The sequence below is a fragment of the Heliophilum fasciatum genome (assembly GCF_004341395.1).
Classification (GTDB): Bacteria; Bacillota; Desulfitobacteriia; order Heliobacteriales; family Heliobacteriaceae; genus Heliophilum; species Heliophilum fasciatum.
In genome coordinates, this window is the sequence record NZ_SLXT01000004.1 from 49,024 (window position 1) to 71,754 (window position 22,731).

18 protein-coding genes are annotated in these 22,731 nt (G+C 54.9%); 16 read left to right on the forward strand and 2 right to left on the reverse strand.

The annotated features are described in order from the left end of the window. Positions 1-2: 2 nt before the first annotated feature. The 4 genes from carB (at position 3) to EDD73_RS02780 (ending at position 6,658) form a co-directional block, all read left to right on the forward strand. Positions 3-3,230 carry a carbamoyl-phosphate synthase large subunit gene (carB, locus tag EDD73_RS02765; protein ID WP_131918170.1) on the forward strand — a complete coding sequence of 1,076 codons (3,228 nt, stop codon included), beginning with the start codon at positions 3-5 and terminating at the stop codon, positions 3,228-3,230. 4 nt (positions 3,231-3,234) lie between these two features. Further along, positions 3,235-4,059, forward strand: coding sequence for a dihydroorotate dehydrogenase electron transfer subunit (locus EDD73_RS02770; RefSeq protein ID WP_131918171.1), 825 nt, complete (start codon positions 3,235-3,237; stop codon positions 4,057-4,059). Next, the gene (locus EDD73_RS02775) at positions 4,052-4,960 is read left to right on the forward strand and encodes a dihydroorotate dehydrogenase (protein ID WP_131918172.1); all 909 of its coding nucleotides are present in this window, start codon (positions 4,052-4,054) and stop codon (positions 4,958-4,960) included. The genes EDD73_RS02770 and EDD73_RS02775 overlap by 8 nt, the downstream gene beginning before the upstream one ends. Positions 4,961-5,119: 159 nt before the next feature. Further along, complete coding sequence (locus EDD73_RS02780) at positions 5,120-6,658, forward strand: alkaline phosphatase family protein (protein WP_131918173.1); 1,539 nt, start codon at positions 5,120-5,122, stop codon at positions 6,656-6,658. A 153-nt stretch (positions 6,659-6,811) separates the two neighbouring features. Here the strand turns inward: EDD73_RS02780 and EDD73_RS02785 are convergent, their stop codons facing one another. Then, a complete protein-coding gene (locus EDD73_RS02785) occupies positions 6,812-7,306 on the reverse strand; it encodes a hypothetical protein (protein WP_165876276.1) in 495 nt (164 codons plus the stop codon). 287 nt (positions 7,307-7,593) lie between these two features. Between EDD73_RS02785 and EDD73_RS02790 the strand changes: the two genes are divergently transcribed. Further along, positions 7,594-8,412 carry a C40 family peptidase gene (locus EDD73_RS02790; RefSeq protein ID WP_131918175.1) on the forward strand — a complete coding sequence of 273 codons (819 nt, stop codon included), beginning with the start codon at positions 7,594-7,596 and terminating at the stop codon, positions 8,410-8,412. A gap of 51 nt (positions 8,413-8,463) precedes the next feature. On the opposite strand, the gene EDD73_RS02795 is transcribed toward EDD73_RS02790, so the two are convergent. Then, a complete protein-coding gene (locus EDD73_RS02795; protein ID WP_165876277.1) occupies positions 8,464-10,260 on the reverse strand; it encodes an Rqc2 family fibronectin-binding protein in 1,797 nt (598 codons plus the stop codon). 179 nt (positions 10,261-10,439) lie between these two features. Here EDD73_RS02795 and EDD73_RS02800 point away from each other — a divergent pair, with 179 nt between their 5' ends. From EDD73_RS02800 to fmt, 11 genes are all read left to right on the forward strand, one after another. Further along, positions 10,440-13,217 (forward strand): calcium-translocating P-type ATPase, SERCA-type, encoded by a 2,778-nt coding sequence (locus EDD73_RS02800; RefSeq protein ID WP_131918177.1) that lies wholly within the window; start codon positions 10,440-10,442, stop codon positions 13,215-13,217. Between the two features lie 29 nt (positions 13,218-13,246). Then, positions 13,247-14,098: a diaminopimelate epimerase gene (gene dapF / locus EDD73_RS02805; RefSeq protein WP_131918178.1), complete on the forward strand. Its 852-nt coding sequence runs from the start codon at positions 13,247-13,249 to the stop codon at positions 14,096-14,098. Positions 14,099-14,224: 126 nt separating this feature from the next. Next, positions 14,225-15,100 (forward strand): YicC/YloC family endoribonuclease, encoded by an 876-nt coding sequence (locus EDD73_RS02810; protein WP_131918179.1) that lies wholly within the window; start codon positions 14,225-14,227, stop codon positions 15,098-15,100. 56 nt (positions 15,101-15,156) lie between these two features. Further along, positions 15,157-15,432 carry an extracellular matrix/biofilm regulator RemA gene (remA, locus tag EDD73_RS02815; RefSeq protein ID WP_131918180.1) on the forward strand — a complete coding sequence of 92 codons (276 nt, stop codon included), beginning with the start codon at positions 15,157-15,159 and terminating at the stop codon, positions 15,430-15,432. Between the two features lie 10 nt (positions 15,433-15,442). Further along, positions 15,443-16,078, forward strand: coding sequence for a guanylate kinase (gene gmk / locus EDD73_RS02820; RefSeq protein WP_131918317.1), 636 nt, complete (start codon positions 15,443-15,445; stop codon positions 16,076-16,078). Continuing rightward, entirely contained in the window at positions 16,075-16,284 is a 210-nt protein-coding gene (gene rpoZ / locus EDD73_RS02825) for a DNA-directed RNA polymerase subunit omega (protein ID WP_131918181.1), read from the forward strand. Before gmk ends, rpoZ begins: the two co-directional genes overlap by 4 nt. After that, positions 16,281-17,489 (forward strand): bifunctional phosphopantothenoylcysteine decarboxylase/phosphopantothenate--cysteine ligase CoaBC, encoded by a 1,209-nt coding sequence (coaBC, locus tag EDD73_RS02830; RefSeq protein WP_131918182.1) that lies wholly within the window; start codon positions 16,281-16,283, stop codon positions 17,487-17,489. The genes rpoZ and coaBC overlap by 4 nt, the downstream gene beginning before the upstream one ends. Positions 17,490-17,663: 174 nt before the next feature. Further along, positions 17,664-18,857 (forward strand): methionine adenosyltransferase, encoded by a 1,194-nt coding sequence (metK, locus tag EDD73_RS02835; protein WP_131918183.1) that lies wholly within the window; start codon positions 17,664-17,666, stop codon positions 18,855-18,857. Positions 18,858-18,973: 116 nt separating this feature from the next. After that, entirely contained in the window at positions 18,974-21,256 is a 2,283-nt protein-coding gene (priA, locus tag EDD73_RS02840) for a replication restart helicase PriA (RefSeq protein ID WP_165876278.1), read from the forward strand. A gap of 63 nt (positions 21,257-21,319) precedes the next feature. Further along, positions 21,320-21,778: a peptide deformylase gene (def, locus tag EDD73_RS02845; RefSeq protein WP_131918185.1), complete on the forward strand. Its 459-nt coding sequence runs from the start codon at positions 21,320-21,322 to the stop codon at positions 21,776-21,778. Between the two features lie 5 nt (positions 21,779-21,783). After that, positions 21,784-22,722, forward strand: a complete 939-nt coding sequence (fmt, locus tag EDD73_RS02850; RefSeq protein ID WP_131918186.1) for a methionyl-tRNA formyltransferase — start codon at positions 21,784-21,786, stop codon at positions 22,720-22,722. Positions 22,723-22,731 lie beyond the last annotated feature (9 nt).

The following is a 22,731-nucleotide window of genomic DNA, read 5'->3' on the forward strand; positions in this document are numbered from 1 at the left end:
TCATGCCAAAAGATATGACATTAAAAAAAGTAATGGTCATCGGCTCCGGCCCCATCATCATCGGCCAGGCCGCTGAATTTGACTATGCCGGCACCCAAGCCTGTCGATCGCTGAAAGAAGAAGGCATTGAAGTCGTCCTGGTCAACTCCAACCCAGCGACGATCATGACCGATGCCAACATGGCCGATCGGGTCTACATTGAGCCGCTGACACCGGAATTTGTCGCTAAGATCTTACGCCAAGAGCGGCCTGACGGCTTGCTGCCGACACTGGGCGGCCAAGTAGGCCTGAACATAGCCCGCGAACTGGCCAAGAGCGGTATCCTGGAAGAACTGGGTGTGCGTCTCCTGGGCACCCAACTGGACGCCATCGAAAAAGCGGAAGACCGCGAGCTGTTCAAAGCGATGATGGAAGAGATCGGTGAGCCTGTACCGGAATCGACGATTGTGGAAACGGTCGAAGACGCCATGGCTTTTGCCGAGAAAGTAGGCTATCCCTTGATCGTCCGTCCCGCCTATACCTTGGGCGGCACCGGCGGTGGGATCGCGACCAATGATGAAGAACTGCGCGCCACGGCGATTCGCGGTATCAAGCACTCGGTGATCAATCAGATCCTCGTCGAGCGCAGCGTTGCCGGCTGGAAAGAGATCGAGTATGAAGTGATGCGCGACAGCGCCGACAACTGCATCACCATCTGTAATATGGAAAACCTTGACCCCGTCGGTATTCACACCGGTGACTCCATTGTTGTGGCACCGTCGCAAACCTTGGCCGACAAAGAATATCAAATGCTGCGTTCCGCTTCGTTGAAGATCATTCGCGCTCTGGGCATTCAAGGCGGCTGCAACGTTCAGTATGCATTGGATCCCCATTCTTATAAGTACATCGTCATCGAAGTGAACCCGCGCGTCAGCCGTTCGTCGGCGCTGGCTTCCAAAGCGACGGGCTACCCGATCGCTAAAGTGGCTGCCAAGATCGCCATCGGCAAGACCCTCGACGAGATCCAAAACGCCGTGACCGGCAAGACCTATGCTTGCTTTGAACCGGCCCTCGATTATTGTGTCATGAAGATTCCCCGCTGGCCTTTTGATAAATTTGCCGATGCTCGCCGTATCTTAGGCACGCAAATGAAAGCGACCGGCGAAGTCATGGCCATTGACCGTGCTTTTGAACCGGCTCTACTCAAGGCCGTCCGTTCGCTGGAAATGGGTGTTGTCGGCTTATGGCAAAAAGGCATCGATGCGCAGACGGACGAGCAACTGGAAATTGGGCTGGTTGAAGCTGACGATAACCGCCTCTTTGTCCTTGCCGAAGCGCTGCGCCGCGGTTGGACGCTGGAGCGCATCCATAACTTAACGAAGATCGATTACTTTTTCCTCCATAAGATCAACAATATCATTCAAATGGAAGCACGCCTGGCGGAACAAGCCGGTAAAAGTGCCGATGAATTGCCGGAAGCACTGCTCAAAGAAGCGAAAAAGCTTGGTTTTGCTGATGCCGATATTGCCCGTATCTTGCAGATGGACGAACTGGCGCTGCGCGCTTGGCGTAAAGCCCGCCAGATTCGCCCCGTCTATAAGATGGTCGATACTTGCGCCGCTGAGTTTGAAGCGCAGACTCCTTATTTTTACTCTTCCTATGACAAAGAAAATGAAGCGGAGCCGACGGATCGCAAGAAGATTGTTGTTCTTGGTTCGGGACCGATTCGTATCGGACAAGGGATTGAGTTTGACTACTGCTCGGTCCACTCGGTCTGGGGGATTCGCGAAGCCGGGTACGAAGCGATCATCATCAACAACAACCCGGAAACAGTGTCGACGGACTTTGATACATCGGACCGTCTTTATTTCGAACCGCTCTTGCCGGAAGATGTAGTTCATATCTTAGAGCAAGAGCAACCGGAAGGGGTCATCGTGCAGTTTGGCGGTCAGACAGCAATCAACCTGGCCAAGCCTTTGGAAAAAGCCGGTTTCCGCATCCTCGGCACATCGGTTGAGGATATTGACCGCTCGGAAGATCGCGATCGCTTTGACCAAGTGTTGATTGAACTGGGCATTCCCAAACCGCCGGGGCGCACAGCTACATCGGTAGAAGAAGCGTTGACCATTGCCAGTGAGATCGGCTATCCCGTGCTGGTGCGGCCTTCCTATGTGCTGGGCGGCCGGGCCATGGAGATCGTCTACAGTGACGCAGAACTGGTTGGTTATATGTCGAACGCAGTCAAGGTCAACCCCGATCATCCTGTGCTGGTTGACAAGTATCTGACCGGTAAAGAGATCGAAGTCGACGGCATCGCTGACGGCGAACAAGTGTTGATCCCGGGAATCATGGAGCACGTGGAGCGTGCCGGTGTACACTCCGGTGACTCGATTGCTGTCTATCCCGTCAACAACCTCGATCCGGCCATCCGTGATGCCATTGTGGATTACACCACCAAGTTGGGTCTCCATCTCAACATCCGTGGTCTCTTCAACATCCAATATGTTTTGCATGAAAATCAAGTTTATGTGATCGAAGTGAACCCCCGTTCCAGCCGGACAGTGCCCTTCCTGTCCAAAGTGACCGGTGTGCCCATGGTCAACATTGCGACGCGGATCATTCTCGGCGAGTCGCTGGCGGCGCAAGGTTATCAAGGCGGCCTGCGGCCGACACCGCCCTTCATCGCTGTCAAAGCGCCGGTCTTCTCCTTCGGCAAGCTGTTAGAAGTAGAGCCTTCGCTGGGACCGGAAATGAAATCAACTGGTGAAGTTATGGGCGTCGATGCAGATTTCCACAAAGCCTTTTATAAAGCGCTCGTGGCGGCAGGGATGGAAATTCCGACGGCCGGCACGATTCTGGCGACGATCGCCGACAAGGACAAAGAAGAAGCGTTGCCGCTGTTGCAGGAATTTGCTGCTTTGGGCTATCGCTTGATCGCGACAGCCGGTACGGCCGAGAAGCTGCGCCAGGTCGGTGTGGAAGTGGAAACGGTCAATAAGATCGATGAAGGTTCGCCGCATTTGCTCGACGTGGTCCGTGAAGGCAAAGTGCAGATGATCATCAATACGCTGACGCGGGGCAAACAACCGGAACGTGACGGTTTCCGCATCCGCCGGGCAGCGGTGGAGCATGCTATCCCCTGTCTCACGTCGCTCGATACAGCACAGGTGCTCTTGCAGACGCTTCGTTCCATCCGGGGCGGCGAGACGTTCTCCATGGTACCGCTGCAAGAATACTGCATAGAGGGGTAATCCCATGAACGATCAAGCCTGCAAAGTCGAGGCTGCCGTTCTTCGCCACGAAGCGGTGTGCCCGGGTTTTTATTGCTTAGAATTGGATGCACCGCTGATTGCCACGAAAGCGCAGCCAGGCCAATTTGTACAGGTGCGGGTCAGCCGGGGGCTTGATCCGCTCCTCCCGCGGCCGATTAGTTTTTTCGGCATTGATGCTGCCGCCGGTACGGTGCGTTTGTTGTATGCCGCCATTGGCAAAGGCACGCAGTTACTCGCCGAACTAGCTGTAGGTGAAAAGGTGACGCTCTGGGGGCCCCTCGGTCAAGGATGGGCCTTACCAGAGGCGATCACGGCTGCCGGGGAAGTGATGCCGGTCTTTGTCGCCGGCGGGATCGGGATTGCGCCGCTCTTGCCGCTGGCGGCAGCCTGGGCCAAGGCCGGACAACCGGGCATGCTGCTTTACGGCGGCCGCTCGCAAAGCTTAATGCCGGCGATCGGGGATTTTGAAGCACTTGGCGTCAAGGTGGCACTGGCGACGGAAGACGGTTCTGCCGGTCATCAAGGCTATGTGACGGGATTGCTCGATCAAGTCGCCCAAGCGTCGGGTGAACAAACGCCGTTGCTATATGTATGTGGTCCGCACCCGATGCTCAACGCCGTTCAGCAGGCCGCTGCAGCGCGGAACTGGCGATGCCAAGTGTCCATGGAAGAGCGGATGTGCTGCGGTCTTGGCGCTTGTCTTTCTTGTGTTTGTAAGCATCAAGCAGAGGGTGCCCCCTGGACCTATGCCAAAGTTTGTACCGACGGGCCGGTTTTTTGGCGGGAAGAGGTGATCTGGGATGATTGATTTGAGTGTTAAGCTGGGCCCTTTGGCCATGAAAAATCCGATCACCACAGCTTCGGGAACCTTTGGTTTTGGCCTGGAATTTGCATCGATGGTCGATCTGGGACGGTTAGGAGCGATTGTCGTTAAAGGGACAACGCTGGAACCGCGGGAAGGCAATCCCGTGCCTCGTATGGCCGAAACGCCGGGAGGCATGCTGAATTCGATTGGTTTGCAAAACCCCGGTGTCGATGCTTTTATCCGGGACTACCTGCCGCCGTTGCGGGCCATCGATACACCGATCATTGTCAATATCAGCGGGAATACCGTAGAAGAGTATGGTGAGTTGGCGGCCAAGCTCGATCAAGCTGACGGTGTGGCGGCGTTAGAAGTCAACGTGTCTTGCCCCAATGTCAAGCACGGCGGCATTCAGTTTGGTACCATGCCGGAGTCAGCGGCCGAAGTGACGCGGGCGGTGCGGGCAGGAACCAAAAAACCGGTCATCGTCAAGCTGTCACCGAATGTAACCGATATTGTGGTCATGGCCGAAGCGGTTGCTGACGCCGGTGCTGATGCGGTAGCACTGATCAACACGTTGCTGGGCATGGCCATTGATGTGAAAAAGCGCCGGCCTGTGCTGGCCAACTGCTTTGGCGGCCTTTCCGGTCCGGCCGTCAAGCCGGTGGCGTTGCGCATGATTTATCAAGTCCATCGCGCAGTAAAGATACCTATCTTGGGTATGGGCGGTGTGATGAACAGCACCGATGCACTGGAGATGATCATGGCGGGGGCTACGGCCGTTGCTGTCGGGACGGCAAATTTCTGCAATCCCACAGCCACCATGGAGATCATCGACGGTCTGCAAGATTTTTGCCGGCGCGAAGGTGTGCGTTCGATGGAGGAACTGATCGGGGCGGCTCACTGATTTTTCGACATGAGTTTTGGCATTTACGACATTGAGATTTTGGTCTATCATAAGAGATAGCCGATAAGCGGTCGCCGATAAGTGATTGTGGATAAACGATTGCCGATAAGCGATTGCAGATAAGCGATTGCATAAGGATTCCTGGGGAGGTGAAACGCAGTGCGGCGCAAAAAGGTGATCATGTTTATCATTGATTCTTTTCACCCTCAGGTGCTGGACGATGTCACAGCCGATGGATCAGCCCCGGCACTTTCTTTTTTGCGCAAGCAAGGATTTAGCCACAGCGGCGTCGTATCTGCGTTCCCAACGATGACTCCGACGGCCTTGAGTTCGATCGCGACGGGTACCTATGCCGATAAACATAAGGTGCCCGGTTTTATTTGGCTTTCGGAGATCAGCCATTGGCTGGTTAATTATGGAGCCACGCCAGGCTCCATTTTAAAGCTTGGTGTTTTTCAATCGGTCAAGAATTTGCTCTACGGCTTAAACCAGGAACATGTGAGTCCCCTGGTGAAAACCGTACATGAAGCGTTGGAAGAACGAGGCTACTCCTCGGGAAATATTAACTTTTTTATTTACCGGGGACGCAAACGTCGGGAAGCTAAAGTGCCTTGGTTGGTGCGCCTGGCTGCTTGGCTCCGCTTGCAGGGGGGGCCCATCCTCGGTCCCGAGAGCTTGGCACTTGGTGAGTTTTGTCTGTCGCCATCGCTGAAAAATTTTCGCGGTCCTGTGGGCTTGTTCAATAAATTCGGTTTTAATGATCGCTTTTCGTGCTTGGCGGCACGGGAGTTGATCAAGCGTGGCAAGCAACCGGATTTTATGATGGTCTACTTGCCGGACAATGACCGCTTTTCTCACCGTGTTGGCCCGATGAATACTCATCCTTGTATTCGTGAAGCCGATAAGCTGATTCAATATGTGCTGGATGCTTTTCCCTCTTGGGAACATGCGCTGGAGCACAACGCGATTTTGGTAGCGGGCGATCATTCGCAGTGCCAGATCGTCAAAAAACATAATTTGATTCGTCTCGACCGGGCGCTTCAAAAGTTTACCCAAGTTTCGATGCTTTCCGGCCGCGTGCGCAGCCGTGATGATGTGGCGATCTGCCCCAATGAGCGTATGGCGATTATCTATGTGTTAAAGAATCCCGGTGAGATCTTACCGCGTATCGTCGACGCTTTTATCGGCGAGGATCGCATCAGCCAGATCATGTGGAAAGAGCACGACCATTATCGAGTCATCGAAGGTGGCACGGGGCGTTCTTTGACCTTCTGGCGCGGCGATATTCCGACCGATGGAACGTCTGAACATAGGACGGATGAGTTTGCCTTGAGGCCGGTAGTAGTCGTTGACCAATATGGTCAACGGTGGGGTTATGAAGGTGATCTGGCTGTGATTGACGGGCGCCTCGACGGAGAAGTATTACGTTTTGGTGAGTACCCCGATGCGTTGGCCCGCATTGCTTCGGCCCTCGATTGTCAACGGACGCCGCGGGTGCTGCTTTCGGCACGGCCTGGTTATGAATTTTATGGTGAGGAAGCGCCGATTTTTCCGGGCGGCGGCAGCCATGGCTCGCTGCATCAAAGTGATTCTCTGGTGCCGGCCCTGATCGCCGGTTCGGATTATGACTTGGCCAGCCCGCGCATCATTGAATTTTATAATTGGTTGATGAAGCAACTGCCGGAGCGGCGCTGGTAGACGGCATCGGTCCGTAGCGTCGGTAAATGGCGCCGGTAAATAGCGCCGGCCAATACAGAAAAGCCCTTGATCGTTAGAAGCGATCAAGGGCTTTTTTTGATCTTCAGATGCTTTTTCTTGAAGCTTAAAGCGGTGCTTTGCGGCGGTGCCGGATTAGACAGGCTGGCGACGGAGGGAGCGAATCTTCACATCGTGCTCGCCGAGCATGGCTTGCATGGATAGTTGATCTTCGCGAATTTCTTTCAAAGCAGCCAGGGTTTGTTGATGATTTTGTTCCATTTTGCGTTCCGTCGCGTCCATCCGCGACTCCAGCCGTTGGAACTGTCCTTTCATGAACGATACGTCTTCAACGACAGTGACCAACTGGGCTGTGTTTTCTTCGACGCGGTGTTCTAACGCGTTGACCAAAGCAAAAAGTTCTTTTTGACCGGATTGAAGCCCTGCTTGACCTTCTTCCAATTTGGATAAGCGGTGATCCATGGAAGTAACTTTTTGATCGAGGGAGGAAACTTTCTGATCAAGGGAGGAGACTTTTTGGTCGAGGGAGGAGACTTTTTGGTCGAGGGAGGAGACTTTTTGGTCGAGGGAGGAGACTTTTTGGTCGAGGGAGGAGACTTTTTCGAGGATCAGTTTTAAGGTGTTTTCCATGCGCTTTACTCTCCTTTTTTGTTTCTAATAGGCGACGCATCGACTCAAGTTAACTAAGAGTTCTGTCCCTGATGTAAACGTTCTCTGACTTTTCTTGTGATCTTTACGGTCAAGAAAGGGTGGACAAGTTACCTACAGTATAACACAAGCGCGATAAACAATTGAATACTTTTTGGTTTTTTTCATAAAAAATGGTAGGAGAACATAGACAAAGACAAAGCAGTCTTTATTTCAAGTAAGCGATGGCATGAAAGTCGTAAGACTCAATTCATGACGGAGGTGTGGCCTTGGAAAAGAGCAAAACCGGTGGAGTGATTGGTGTAACCCTGGTCGACGTTTGGGCAGAGCCGGTAGAGAAGGAGCGGGTGACGCAAGCTTGGTTGGGCAGTACAGCAAAGATCCTGAACCGTTCCCAGGGATGGTGCCAGATTCTACTTCCGGAGCAAGGTAACTATCCCGGTTGGGTGAGGGAAGCAGTGCTTTGTGAGGATGCAGCAGTACCGGATGAACAAGAGCGCGTCGTTGTGGTAATTCCCAAAGTCTACAGTGATGGACTGCATCTGGTCATGGGTACGGTACTTCCGATGGAGCGGCAACAAAGCGAGCGGGTGATCTTGACACTGCCCGGTGGAAAAAAAGCAACCTTGCCTAAAGCGGTGGTGCAACCTTGGCAAGGTTTGGCTAAAGAAGCTATAGGGAAAGAAGAGCAAGAAAAAATCCCGCTTCAGGCTGTTCGCCACGCCCTGCGCCTCCCCCGCATTCCTTATCTCTGGGGTGGCATGACTGTGGAAGGTATCGATTGTTCCGGCTTGATGTATTTAAGTTACTGGCTTTGCGGTGTGGCGCTGCCCCGTGATGCGGCCGATCAGTTTGCACAACTTCAACCGATAGAAGAAGCGGAAGTGCAGAGAGGTGATCTGCTTTTTTTCGGTTCCCCTGATGATGGTGTGACTCATGTAGGGATGATCAGCAGTCTGGAAGGGCCGGGACACTTTGTCCATGCCTCCAGTCGTCTTGGTGGGGTAGTCCGAACGAACCGAGATGATCCCTTTTATCAAGAACGACTTCTCGGTTATCGGCGCGTGATCGTACCGACTGCGGTATAACGCCGAGCGGCACTTGGCTACAGTTCCTTCGTCAATAGTGCCTCACGACAATTAGCTTCCCCGCAATGCTTCCGGCACCGCTTGCGGTGACGCCCAGATCGTTTGCTGGTGGTCATAAATCACATAGCCCGGCTTGGCGCCGCCGGGCTTACGCACATAGCGCCGCTCCGTGTAATCTACAGGCACTTTAGCAGCATCGCGACCGCGGCTGAAATAAGCAGCACAGTTGGCGGCCAGTTCCAAGAGTTCCGGGGTGATCCCGCCTTTGTCGCGGAGGGGAACCACCACATGAGAACCAGGCATGTCTTTGGCATGAAGCCAGATATCGCCGTCGCGGGCCATCTTCATCGTTAAATAGTCGTTCTGGCGATTGTTTTTGCCGATCCAGATCAGGCCGCCTTCCGCTGTGGTCCAGACAGTTGGCTGCGGCGGCGCTTCTTTGGGTTTTTTGTCTTTACTGCTGCCTGGGGTGCCGCGCTTTTTCTGCGGACGGCTGGGTGACTGGGGCGGGAGGTACCCGGATTGCACCAACTCCTGGCGAATCTCCTCGAGAGCAGCGGCATCATCGGCCTGCTCTAAAGCAACGAGCACTGAATCCAGATAATGCAATTCCTGCACGGTAGCGGCCAGTTGGGCACCGGCCTGGGTGATCGTGGCCGTTGCTTTGTTGTAGCGCGCAAAAAAGCGCTGGGCATTTTCGGCGGCCGTCAATGACGGATCAAGGGGGATACGATGGGTCACCGCCGGATCATAAAAATCCTCCGCATCGACGCTCACGTCGCCAGGCTGTACGCGATAAAGATTGGCTAACAAAAGTTCGCCCCAAGTGCGGCCGATCCGATCCTTCTCGGCGGCGGCAATGTCTGCTTCCTGACCGGCGCGCTTGCGGTTGGCCCGTTCCCATTCCAAGCTGATCCGTTTGGCCAGCGTTTGCCGTTGTGCCGCTAAGCGATCAGCGCGATATTTTTGATCATAAAAGGAAGCGAGGCCATCATTCATCGTTGGCGCCGGTTCTTGGCGTAAACTTGAGAGATGTTCCAACGGCCAAGGGGCAAAGGTTTTTGGCTGACTCCCTTGCCAGAAGATCAGCGGTGTTGTTTTTCCGTCCTGTACGATCTGTACAAGCTCACCCAGCGTCAGTGCCAGCCGCTGTAATTCATAATGGCCGCATTCGCCGACTCGGGCCGTTGGAGCCAGGCCGGCGCGGTGCACAAGCTCACGAGCCGTTTCCGGCGCAATGCCGGCCAGGTTGCGTTGCAGCCCATCGACGATAAGCACATTTTCTGCCGTACTGTAGATCAACTCACCCAGTGACTGATCATCGAGCGGTGCCAAAGGCTTTTTAGTCGAAGCCGGCGGTGCTACATAAGGCCGGCCTGGCAGTACTTCCCGATGACGGCTGACGGCATGACTGTAGCGGCGCAGGCCGTCGAGAATCATGTTATCGCTGTCGACGAGAATCAAGTTCGAATGTTTGCCCATGATCTCCAAGATCAATGTCTTGAGCGCTTTCCCGCCCAACTCGTCCGTCGATTCGATCTCAAAAGCGACGATCCGTTCCCAGGCAGGCTGGATGATCCGGCGGATTCGGCCGTTCTCCAGGTGCTTGCGCAGGACCATGCAAAACATGGGCGGTTGGGTAGGGTTGGGCTTATTTTCTTGGGTGAAATGAAGACGCGCTTGCGCTGGGTTCGCCGAAAGCAGCAGGCGCCAGTTTTTTCCCAGGTGTCGTCCAAGCAAGTGAACCTCATCGGCCAAGGGTTGAACGATGCGATCGATGCGGGCATCGATCAAGCGTGGACGTAATTCATCAACGATCGTAGTTAACGTAATCCCATCGAGAGCCAAAAAGCATCCCCCCTCATTATGGGTGTGATCATAGCATGGGAAGCGCGAGGGGGCAACTTTTCCCACCTTCTGCCGATCAAGAGAGTGTACATGCTGGTATGGACGGGCTGCTTGCTTCATACCTATGAAAAGAGGAAACTATCTTGAAAATAATGGTATGGGAGGAAGGAGAATAGGCGATGGAAAAACAATGGCATCGCTTGCCGGTACAAGCGCTGTGGGACAAACTCGAGACGGAGCCCACAGGCTTGCGCACCAAAGAGGCCCAGCGTCGTTTGGCGCAAGTGGGGCCGAACAGTTTAAGTGAAGAAAAGCCGGTCCCCTTATGGCGTAAGTTTTTGGCGCAGTTTGAAGATGTGATGATTTTGATCTTGGTCGCCGCTACCGTTGTTTCCGCCGCCCTCGGTGAGTGGGTCGACGCGGTGACGATCCTGGTGATCGTGCTGATGAATGCGGTGCTGGGCTTGGTGCAGGAATACCGGGCAGAACAGTCACTGGCAGCGTTAAAAAAGCTGACCGCACCGGAAGCGCGGGTCTGCCGTGACGGCGAAGAACGGCGCATGGCCGCCAGTGAAGTTGTGCCCGGTGATCTGGTCACGATTGAAGCCGGTGATCGCGTACCTGCCGATCTGCGCTTGATCGAAGTGAGTGATCTGGCCTTGGACGAGTCCCCCTTGACCGGCGAATCGTTGCCGGTGACCAAGTGTACCGAAGGCTTGGGTGAAATCGGCATCAGTCTTGGTGATCAACAAAACATGGCCTTTGCCGGGACAAGTGTGACAAGCGGTCGCGGCCGGGGCCTGGTGGTTGCTACGGGCATGCAAACGGAAATGGGACGCATTGCCCAGATGATCGATGCCGTCGAAGAAGAAGACACACCGCTGCAAAAGCGCCTGGCCCAGTTAGGCCGGACGCTTGTGGCACTTTGCTTGGTTGTTTGTGCCCTCGTCGTAGCGATCGGCTTGTGGCAAGGTGAAGCCTTTTACCGCATGGTCTTGACCGGTGTCAGCTTGGCCGTAGCGGCCATTCCTGAAGGCTTGCCGGCCATTGTGACGATTGCCCTGGCCATCGGTGTCCAAAAGATGATTCGCAGCCAAGCGATTGTACGCAAGCTTCCCGCCGTGGAGACCTTAGGTTGTGTGACCGTGATCGGTTCCGATAAAACCGGTACCCTAACCCAAAATGAAATGACCGTACGCCGCCTTTATGTGGGTGGTGAAGAAATCGACGTGGAAGGGCGGGGCTATGAACCGATCGGCGCCTTCCTGCGCGGCTCCCGGGTGATCAAGCCGGCCCAAGAAGGATTGCCACCGAAAGAATGGATGGACGGACATGAAATGATCCAAGCGGCACTGCTTTGCAATAATGCCGAGATTCGCTTGGACGGTGAAGAAAAAGGCAAACGCCGCAAGAGCGCCGACAAGGCAGGCGGACAAGCATGGAAACTCAACGGTGATCCTACGGAAGGTGCCCTGGTTGTTTTAGCTGCCAAAGCAGGAATTACCCGGGAAGATGTCGAAAATGAGTTCACTCGCGTTAAAGAAATACCCTTTGATTCCGATCGTAAGTGCATGACCGTTGTTGTACGTACCGCGGGTGGCGGCTTGCGCGTCTATGTCAAAGGGGCTGTGGAAACGCTGTTGTCGCTCGCTGTTAACGTGCGGCGGCGAGGTTTGGTGGTGCCCCTCGATGATGCTGAAAAAAAGCGTATCATGGCTGCCAACGACGCCATGGCGTCATCGGCATTGCGGGTGTTGGCCGTAGCTTGCCGTGAACTGCCGCCGTCAACGCGGGATCTCGATGGCATCAACTTGGAAGCGAATTTGACTTTCCTTGGGCTGGCTGGGATGATGGACCCGCCGCGGCCCGGCGTGCAGCAGGCAGTGGAACGATGCACCCAGGCCGGGATTCGTACGGTCATGATTACCGGTGACCACCCCGTTACAGCACTGGCTGTCGCTCGGGAACTGACGATCGCTTCCCGGTCGGAAGAAGTGGTTACGGGAGCGCAGTTGGATAGCATGGCGCCAGGGGAAGTGTCCGAGGCCGTCGCTCGGGCCAGCGTGTTTGCCCGCGTTTCACCGGAGCACAAGCTGCGCATCGTTCGAACGCTCCGAGAACGAGGCCATATCGTGGCTATGACCGGTGACGGTGTCAACGATGCGCCGGCCGTGAAAGAAGCCGATATCGGTATCGCCATGGGGCGGACAGGCACCGATGTGACGAAGGAAGCGTCGTCGATGGTCCTGGCTGATGACAACTTTGTCACCATCGTGACGGCCGTTGAGCAGGGACGAGCCATCTATGACAATATCCGCAAGTTTATTCGCTATCTGCTCGCATGCAACACCGGTGAAGTCCTGGTCATGTTTTTGGCCAGCTTGCTGGCCATGCCCCTGCCGCTCTTGCCGGTACAACTGCTCTGGGTGAACCTGGTCACGGACGGGTTGCCGGCTATGGCCCTGGGCGTCGAAAAGCCCGATCCCCAAGGGATGCAGCGACCGCCCCGTTCACCGCGCGAAAGTGTGCTGGCCCGGGGGCTCGGTCGCAGTGTGTTGCTCTGGGGTACCTATTGTGGTATCGTCACCTTGGCCGTCTTTGCCTGGGGATTGATGCTCGGTGATCTGGCGTTGGCGCGGACCATGGCGCTGACGACGTTAACTTTTTTCCAACTGTTTTATGTTTTTGAATGCCGCTCGGAAACTGCGCCGGTCTTTGCGATTGGCCTGACGAGCAATCGCTACTTGCTGGGTGCCGTTGTTCTATCGGCAATGATGCAGTTGGCGGTGATCTATGTACCGATCTTTCAAGCGATTTTTCAAACGGTACCGCTGGAACTTTCGCACTGGCTGGTCATTCTCTTTTTCTCTGGCGGGTGGTTGCTCCTGACCGGTCTTTGGTATTGGATCCGTAAACCGGCCCGAGCAGTGCGCCGTCAACACCTCCTTCATTCTTAATCATCAGAAAGGTGGCCCTTGAAACAGCAATGAATTTTGTAAAGATGCATGGCCTTGGCAACGATTTTGTCCTGATCAACGCAATGAGTGAGCCCAACTGTTCCCGCAATGATTGGGAAGCGGTAGCCCAAAAAATTTGTGACCGTCATTATGGTGTTGGTGCCGACGGCTTGATTTTGATCTTGCCGGCCCTTGAGCCCGGTAACGATATCCGCTGGCGCATCATCAACCCCGATGGATCGGAGCCGGAAATGTGCGGCAACGGGATTCGCTGTTTTGCGCGCTACGTCTATGAACAAGGCATTGTTTCCACAGCATCCATGCGGGTGGAGACCTTGGCCGGGATCATCGTACCGGAAGTGCAAGTTCAAAATGGTGAGATCGTCGGTGTTTGTGTCGACATGGGTGAACCTCGCTTGGAACGCCAGCAGATTCCCATGGCCGGACCAGCTGGCGGCCCGGTTGTCGGCGAAGCGGTGGAAGTCAACGGTCAAATCGTTCATGTGACGGCTGTTTCTATGGGTAACCCTCACTGCTTGATCTATGTCGATGACATCAACAGTGCACCGTTGACCGAACTGGGCCCCTTGATGGAAAAACACCCACTGTTCCCGCAAAAAACCAACGTAGAATTTGTTCAAGTTTGCTCGCCCGATTACGTCGAGATGCGCGTCTGGGAGCGCGGTGCCGGCCCCACCTTAGCCTGCGGTACCGGTGCTTGTGCTACCGTCGTCGGCTCGGTGCTCAACGGCAAAACGTCCCGTCTGGCAACAGTCAATCTGGCCGGCGGCCCCCTAACGATTGAGTGGCGTGAAAGTGACAATCATGTCTACATGACCGGCCCGGCCGTCGAAGTGTTTACCGGTGAGTGGAAAGAATAATTCCAGCAGCGAACGGCAAGGTTACATGTTAACAAAAAGAGGACCGGCGTACCGGTCCTCTTTTCCACATGGACCATCGGCAGTTGCATCCTGTTGTTGTCTGGGAAAGATGAAGGAGAGACAGTTGTGATCAAAAGTATGACCGGTTTTGGTCGTGGTGAAGCGAGTGGTTCCGGCAAACGTGTGACCATCGAAGCCAAAGCGGTGAATCATCGTTATGCCGAAGTGATTGTCCGCTTGCCCCGTATCTACGGCAGCCTGGAAGAAGGGATCAAGAAAATCTTTAGCCAAGCGGTGGCGCGCGGTCGCGTCGATATCGCCGTCAATATCGAAGCGGAGGCGACGATCCCGCAGGTTTCGGTTGACAAAGACTTGGCACACAGGTATTATCATTCGTTGAGAGACTTGGCGGAAAACCTCGATATTCCTTGCGATTTGTCGGTATCCAGCCTTGTTAACCTCCCCGGTGTGATTCAAGTGGTGGAGCCGCAAGAAGATCTGGAAGGGCTGATGGCCGTGGCCGGACAAGCGGCTGAGCAAGCCTTAGCGTTACTCCTCAAGATGCGACAACAAGAAGGGGCTTCCTTACTGGCGGACTTGCAGGGGCGATTAGCGATTGTACGCAATTTATTGCATCAAGTGGAAGAACGGGCGCCGCAGATCCCTTCAGGGTATCAGCAGCGGATCCTTGACCGGTTGCAAGAACTGCTACAAGCGATTCCTGTTGATGAACAGCGCGTAGCGATGGAAGTAGCCTTACTGGCTGATCGCGCCAATGTGACTGAGGAGATCGTGCGGTTACACAGTCACCTGGAGCAGTTTGATCAGACACTGCAAAGTGATGAACCGGTGGGACGGAAGCTTGACTTTTTGCTGCAAGAGATGAACCGGGAAGTCAACACCATCGGCTCCAAAGCCAATGATCTGGAACTCACCCGGTATGTAGTAGCGATGAAAAGTGAAATGGAAAAGATTCGTGAGCAAGTGCAGAATATCGAGTGATCGGCAAGCCGGCACGCGATGGGCTGATCGCCAAATGAATGTAGGGGGAACTGGCCATGGATATCAAATTGATCAACATTGGATTTGGCAACATCGTGTCGGCAAACCGGATTGTTGCCATCGTCAGCCCGGAATCGGCGCCAATCAAGCGCATCATTCAAGAAGCTCGCGACCGCGGCATGCTGATCGATGCGACCTATGGACGACGCACACGGGCCGTGATCATCGCCGACAGCGACCATGTGATCTTATCGGCAGTACAACCGGAAACGGTGGCCCATCGCTTATCAACGAAAGAAGCAGTGCAGCAACATGATGATCCAGCAGAATAAGGGTAACGAGATGCTTGACTCCTGGCTTTCACGGCTGGGCCGCGGCGTTCTGTTTGTTCTTTCCGGTCCTTCCGGTGCCGGTAAGGGAACGCTGTGCCGTAATTTGCTCCAGCAGCAAGCAGGCCTGCAATTGTCTGTTTCGGCGACGACGCGGCAGCCTCGAACCGGTGAACAAGACGGCATACATTATCATTTTTTGCAGCATGAAGACTTTGTTCGGCAGATCGAAGCCCAAGCCTTTCTGGAATATGCTCAAGTCTATGACCACTATTACGGCACACCGCGTACACATGTGGTAGAAGCGTTGCAGGCGGGGCGGGATGTGCTGCTGGAAATTGATATCCAGGGGGCGCTGCAAGTCAAAGCTAGCTACCCGGAAGCGGCATTGATCTTCGTTGCACCGCCATCGTTGGAAGAGTTATCACGGCGCATCTATACCCGGGGTACGGACAGTCCGGAAGTGATTCGTAAACGCTTGGCCTTGGCTTCTTCCGAACTTACTTATATCGACCGCTATGACTATTGCGTTGTCAATGATGATGTGGAAAAAGCCACAGCACGTCTTCAGGCGATTTTACATGCGGAAAAATGCCGAATTCACCGGCAATCCTTTCGATTGTTAAACGAAGAGGAGTGTTCACCATGAACAAACCATCGCTTGATCACCTGATGGAACGGGTCGACAGCAAGTATACCTTAGTTGTTCTTGCCGCAAAACGGGCGCGCGAGCTTATGGATCATGCCCAACCGATGATTACGACGACAAAGTCGATGAAACCGGTCAGCATCGCCCTTCGTGAGATCGAAGAGGGCAAGTTAAACTACGAGCAGCCGCAAGGTGGCCTCAAGTGAGTACTCCTTCAGCTTTTGCACAAAAGACGATTGTCGTGGGCATCAGCGGAGGGATCGCCGCCTATAAAGCGTGCGAATTGGTCAGTCGTTTAACGAAAGCCGGTGCCGACGTTCACGTAGTAATGACGGCATCGGCTGTTCGTTTTGTTACACCGCTGACCTTGCAGACCCTTTCCAATCATCCCGTCATCACCGAGATGTTTGATAAGCCTGCCCACTGGAATGTGGCCCATGTGTCCTTAGCGGAAGCCGCCGATGCCTTTTTGCTCGCTCCGGCGACGGCGAATTTGATTGCGAAGATGCGCACCGGCATTGCCGATGATTTTTTGACGACGACCTTGCTGGCGACGGAGGCACCGATTGTACTGGCGCCGGCGATGAATGTGCACATGTATGGGCATCCTACCGTACAGGAAAATCTTGCGGTCTTGCGTCAGCGCGGCGTACAGATCGTCGAACCCGGTGAAGGTTTCTTGGCCTGCGGCACTTCCGGTAAAGGTCGGCTCGCTGAACCGGATGTGATCATCGATAAACTGGCCCGTGTGCTTCAAGCGAAGCAGGATTTGGCCGGCAAGCAGATCTTGATCACTGCCGGTGGCACCCGCGAAGCGGTCGATCCGGTACGTTTTCTCGGCAACCGCTCTTCCGGCAAAATGGGTTATGCCCTGGCTGCCGTTGCGGCCCGGCGAGGAGCTAAGGTGACCCTCGTCAGCACGGTCTCCTTACCGGTGCCCGCCGGTGTGCAGATCGTTCCAGTAGAAACAGCACTGGAAATGCGCGATGCCGTACTCAGCCGTTTTAACGATGTTGATGTGGTGATCAAAGCGGCCGCTGTAGCTGACTACCGACCGGTAGCGCCGCAAGCGCAAAAGATCAAAAAGCATGATGAGCACTTGACGATTGAACTGGTGAAAAACCCTGATATCCTCAAAGAACTCGGTGAGCGCAAGCGTGGTCAACTGCTTGTCGGTTTTGCCGCCGAGACCCATGAGGTGGAACGCTTTGCCCAGGAAAAGCTGCAAAAGAAAAATGCCGATCTGCTGATTGCCAACGACGTAGCGCAACCGGGTGTTGGCTTTGGTACGGAAACCAACCAAGTGACGATCTTAGATCGAAACGGTGGGCGGGAAGACCTGCCGCTGATGAGCAAAACAGAGGTGGCCGAAGCAATATGCACACGCATCGCCCAGTTTTTGCGTAACTAGATCCTGTTGGCAGAATTGTAAAGGATTTTGATCACTTGATCGGCCCAGGGCAAAAAAAGATGCCCTCTTGTAATTCGACACTTTCCTTGATAATCTTAATGACAGAAGTTATGGTGTTCGTTACATTCATAACTTGTCAGCATAATTCCATGTTTGGTGAAGGAGGACGTAGATTTGAATCGTAAGCGCCTGTTCACGTCGGAATCAGTTACCGAAGGCCATCCTGACAAGGTAGCCGACCAAATTTCCGATGCCGTATTGGATGCCATTTTTACTCATGACCCGAATGCTCGCGTCGCATGTGAGACTTCGGTAACGACCGGGTTGGTCTTGGTTTCCGGCGAGATCACGACCCAGTGTTATGTAGACATTCCTCGTGTCGTTCGTCAGACGATCCGGGAAATTGGATATACGCGGGCCAAATTTGGCTTTGACTGCGAAACTTGCGCAGTGTTGACGTCGATCGATGAACAATCGGCCGATATCGCCATGGGTGTGGATAAAGCGTTGGAAGCTAAAATGGGTGAAATGGAAGAAAGCGCGATTGAAGCGACCGGTGCTGGCGATCAAGGCATGATGTTCGGTTATGCCACGAATGAAACAGAAGAATTTATGCCGATGCCGATCTCCTTGGCGCACAAACTTTCGCGCCGCCTGTCGGAAGTCCGCAAAAACGGCACTTTGGAATATCTCCGTCCTGACGGCAAAACGCAAGTCACTGTCGAGTACGACGGCAACCGTCCGGTCCGTATCGACACCATCGTCATCTCGACGCAGCATTCGCCGGAAGTCTCCTTGGAGACGATCCGCCGGGATATGATTGAAACGGTTGTGAAACCGGTGATTCCCCAAGAATTGCTGGACGAAAATACCCGTTACTTCATCAACCCGACCGGCCGCTTTGTCATCGGTGGTCCTCAAGGCGACGCCGGTTTGACCGGTCGTAAGATCATCGTCGACACTTACGGCGGTATGGCCCGTCATGGCGGCGGCGCATTCTCCGGCAAAGATCCCACAAAAGTGGACCGTTCGGCCGCTTATGCTGCTCGCTATGTGGCGAAGAACGTCGTTGCTGCCGGCCTGGCCGATCGTTGTGAAATTCAACTGGCCTATGCTATCGGTGTGGCTCATCCTGTCTCGGTCCTTGTCGATACCTTTGGCACGGGCAAAGTGGATGAAGCCAAAATCGAAGAAATCGTACAAAAAGTCTTTGACCTGCGTCCTGCCGGCATCATTAAAACGCTGGAACTCCGTCGCCCCATCTATCGTCAGACGGCAGCTTATGGCCATTTCGGTCGTACCGATGTCGATCTGCCTTGGGAGCGTTTGGACAAGGTGGAACAGCTCAAAGAGCTGGCCGGCCTGTAAGCGTCAAGACAACCCGTTATGCTTTTACTGCCCGGGGGTTTACCCCCGGGCTTTTATATCTTTTGGATTCGTTACTGCTCTTTGGTATAATGGATAGGAGACGGGGGGGAAAAGCGATGCCAGAAACGAGCCAAGAGCGGTATGTTCAGGTGTTGATCGATCAACCGCTGCCCGAACTGGACCGGCTTTTTCATTACCGTGTTCCTGATGGCTGGGATGTTCCCCTGGGGCAACAAGTATGGGTACCTTTTAATCGCAAGTTGATCGCCGGCTGGGTCTGGGCACTCGATGATCGCCCGCCGGAGAATGTAAGTACCGTACAGTTCCTCGCTGCCGTTGACAGACATGTTCGTGTCCCTGACGACGTGCGCCAACTCGTCGATTGGATGGCCCATCGGTACCAGTGCACGCGTACCGAAGCGCTCCATCCTTGTTTACCGCCGGGACCACGTCAACGCCCGTCTCGGTGGGTGATGCTGCAAGGAACAATGACAACGGAAGAGCGGGCCAGTTGGGGCGGTATTGATCCGGACGCGGCAGCGATCATCGCGCGATTGAGCCGTGCCGCTCATCGCCAGATGCGTCTCACCACGTTGCTCCAGCCTGATCGGCAAGCCCAGACGGCGGCGATTGAACGGTTGATCCGGGCCGGTTGGGTCAAGCTGGAATGGCAATTGCCGCGCGAACGTCCGCCTATCGAGCACAAGACAGGGCAAAGAGAGCAAACGCCGTCGCCGTGGCCCCCTTTGACGGCGGAACAAGCGCGCATTTGTGAGCACTTGGCAACGGCCTCCGGGCCGGTGTTGCTCCATGGTGTCACCGGTTCCGGTAAAACGGAAGTGTATCTGCACAGCGCCCGTGAAGTATTGGCGCGAGGGCAACGGGTGCTTTACCTTGTGCCGGAAATCGGTTTGACACCGCAAGCCGGAGCCCGTTGGACCGAACGTTTTGCCGATTATTCGGTCTTGTTGTTACACAGCGGCCTCAAAGACCGGGAGCGTCATGGAGCATGGCACCGGATTGCTTCGGGGCAGGTGGATGTGGTCATCGGTGCGCGCTCGGCTTTGTTGGCACCGATCGATCGTCTCGGCTTGATTGTAGTCGATGAAGAGCATGAACCTTCCTATATTCAAGATCAAGATCCCAAATATGACGCTCGGGAAGTGGCACTGTTTCGTGCTCATCAGCAAGGGGCATTGGTGATTATGGGCTCCGCCACCCCTTCGCTGGAGGCTTATTGGCAAGCCGGAATGGGCCGTCTGCAACTGTTGACCATGCGCGAACGGGTTACCGGTGCCGCTTTGCCGCCGGTGACGATGGTGGATATGCGGGCCGAGTTGGCTGCCGGGCGGCGCGGTGTACTTTCCCAGCAACTGCGCGAAGCGATCGATCAGCGGTTACAACGAGGCGAGCAGTCCCTTTTATATCTCAACCGGCGCGGTTTTTCCACCTTTGTGCTTTGTCGTGAATGCGGCGAGGTGTTGACTTGTCCCCATTGTGCTGTTTCGCTGGTCTATCACCGGGCAGCGCAGGTGCTTCGCTGTCATTACTGCCAGCATCGCCAAGCCGTGCCAAAGCAGTGTCCTCATTGTCACAGCGAGGCCATCCGTTATTTCGGTACCGGGACGCAGCGCATCGAGACGGAATTGCTGCAGCACTTTCCGTCGGCCCGCGTGTTGCGTATGGATCGGGATACCGCTGACAGTCATGGGGTGGAACAGGTCTTAAATCAATTTGCCCGGCGCGAGGGCGATATCCTGGTGGGGACTCAGATGATCGCCAAAGGACTGGATTTTCCTGCTGTAACGCTGGTGGGCGTGTTAGCGGCCGACCTCTCACTGCATGTACCTGAGTTTCGTGCTGCTGAGCGAACCATGCAGCTACTGACCCAAGTAGCCGGCCGGGCCGGTCGTTCCAAACAGCCTGGCGAGGTGATCATGCAGACCTACTGTCCGGAACATTATTGCTTGCAAGCGGTAGAAAACCACGACTACGTAGGCTTTTATCGGCGTGAAATTTCTATCCGCCAGCATCTGGGCTACCCGCCCTTCTCCTACCTGGCGCGCGTGCTCTTTACGGGCCTGGTAGAAGCGGAAGTGGCCATGGCTGCGGAAACTTGGGCGGAGCGCCTGCGTGATCAAGCGAAAAGCATCGGACCTTTGGAAGTCTGGGGACCGGCCGTTGATGGCATTGCCAAACTGGAAGATCGCCATCGTCGTGTGCTGACGGTGCGCTGGCAAGGCATTGACGCCGAGCCGCTGCGCGCAGCCTTGCAGGCCACGAATCAAGCTTATCGGCGGTTGCGGGGACGACCGGCAGCCGTTACGGTCAGTGTAGCGATCGACAGCGCTGCCGAACCGAGAGTTTATCCTCCGCTCGATAAGGCATTTCAATCATGATGGCAGGGATGCTTCCTGGTCATAAGATAGACGATAAACATAATGAAAGTGAGGGGCTGAAACGTGGCCGTATTTGAAGTTGTGACGATTGGCGATCCGGTCCTGCGTGAGAAAGCAAAAGTGGTTCAACGGTTTAACGCCAATCTCGGACGGTTGATCGATGATATGTTTGAAACGATGCATGCGGCCCAAGGTGTTGGCCTGGCTGCGCCGCAGATTGGCATCAGCAAACGGGTAGTCGTCATCGATATCGGCAAAGGCCCGATTGAACTGGTCAATCCGGAGATTGTGGAAGCGGAAGGCGTCGAAACCGATGAGGAAGGCTGCTTGTCCGTACCGAAATACCACCACCCGGTAGAACGCTCGTACCGTGTACGCGTCAAAGGGCAAGATCGCCATGGCAATCCCGTAGAGATCGCCGGTGAAGGACTCCTGGCGCGCGCGTTGCAGCATGAAATTGATCACTTGGAAGGTATTTTGTTTGTCGATCGTATTCCGCCGGAAGCAATGGCAGAGGAGTGAAATCTGTGCGCATCGTATTTATGGGCACCCCTGATTTTGCAGTGCCCTCGCTGGAAGCGTTAATTGGCGCCGGCCATGACGTGGCCATGGTCGTTACCCGGCCCGATAAACCGCGTGGCCGCGGGCAAAAACCGTCGCCTTGCGCCGTGAAACAAGCAGCGCTGCGCCATGGCTTGCCCGTAGAACATCCCGTCAAGCTCGATGCCGGTTTTGCCGCTCAGTTAAAAGAGCAAAATATCGAATGTGGCATTATCGTGGCCTATGGACGAATCTTGCCGCCGGTGCTTTTAGAAGCGCTGCCTTATGGCTGGATCAATGTCCATGCCTCACTGTTGCCAGCCTATCGCGGCCCAGCGCCGATCCATCGTGCGGTGATGGCCGGCGAGACCATGACCGGCATTACGACGATGGTGGTGGCCCCCGGTCTTGATGAGGGTGACATGCTGCTGCAACAGGAATTGCCCATTGGTCCCCAAGATACAACCGGCGACATTCATGATCGTCTTGCCGAAATCGGCGGTGTGCTTTTAGCACAGACGGTGGCGCAACTGGCCGAGGGGACGCTGCAGCGGCGACCGCAAGATCATTCCCGGGCGACCTATGCGCCGCTGCTTACCCGTGACGATGAGCGCGTTGACTGGTCCTGGACGACGGAGCAAATTCATAACCGGGTGCGCGGCATGAATCCTTGGCCCGGTGCTTATATGATGGATGAAGACCGGATTGTCAAAATCACTGCCGGTCGTAGCGGTCGAAAAATCCGGCAGGATATGGTGACTCCGGCAGGCGGCACGATTCTCAAGATCGAAGGCGAAGAAGCGGCTGTTACCACCGGTGACGGACTGTATTGGCTTACGGAAGTACAGCCGGCCGGCAGCAAACGCATGTCGGCAGCGGCGTACCTGCGCGGACGACGGATCGGTCAGGGACACCGTTTTACTTGAATTTAGGCG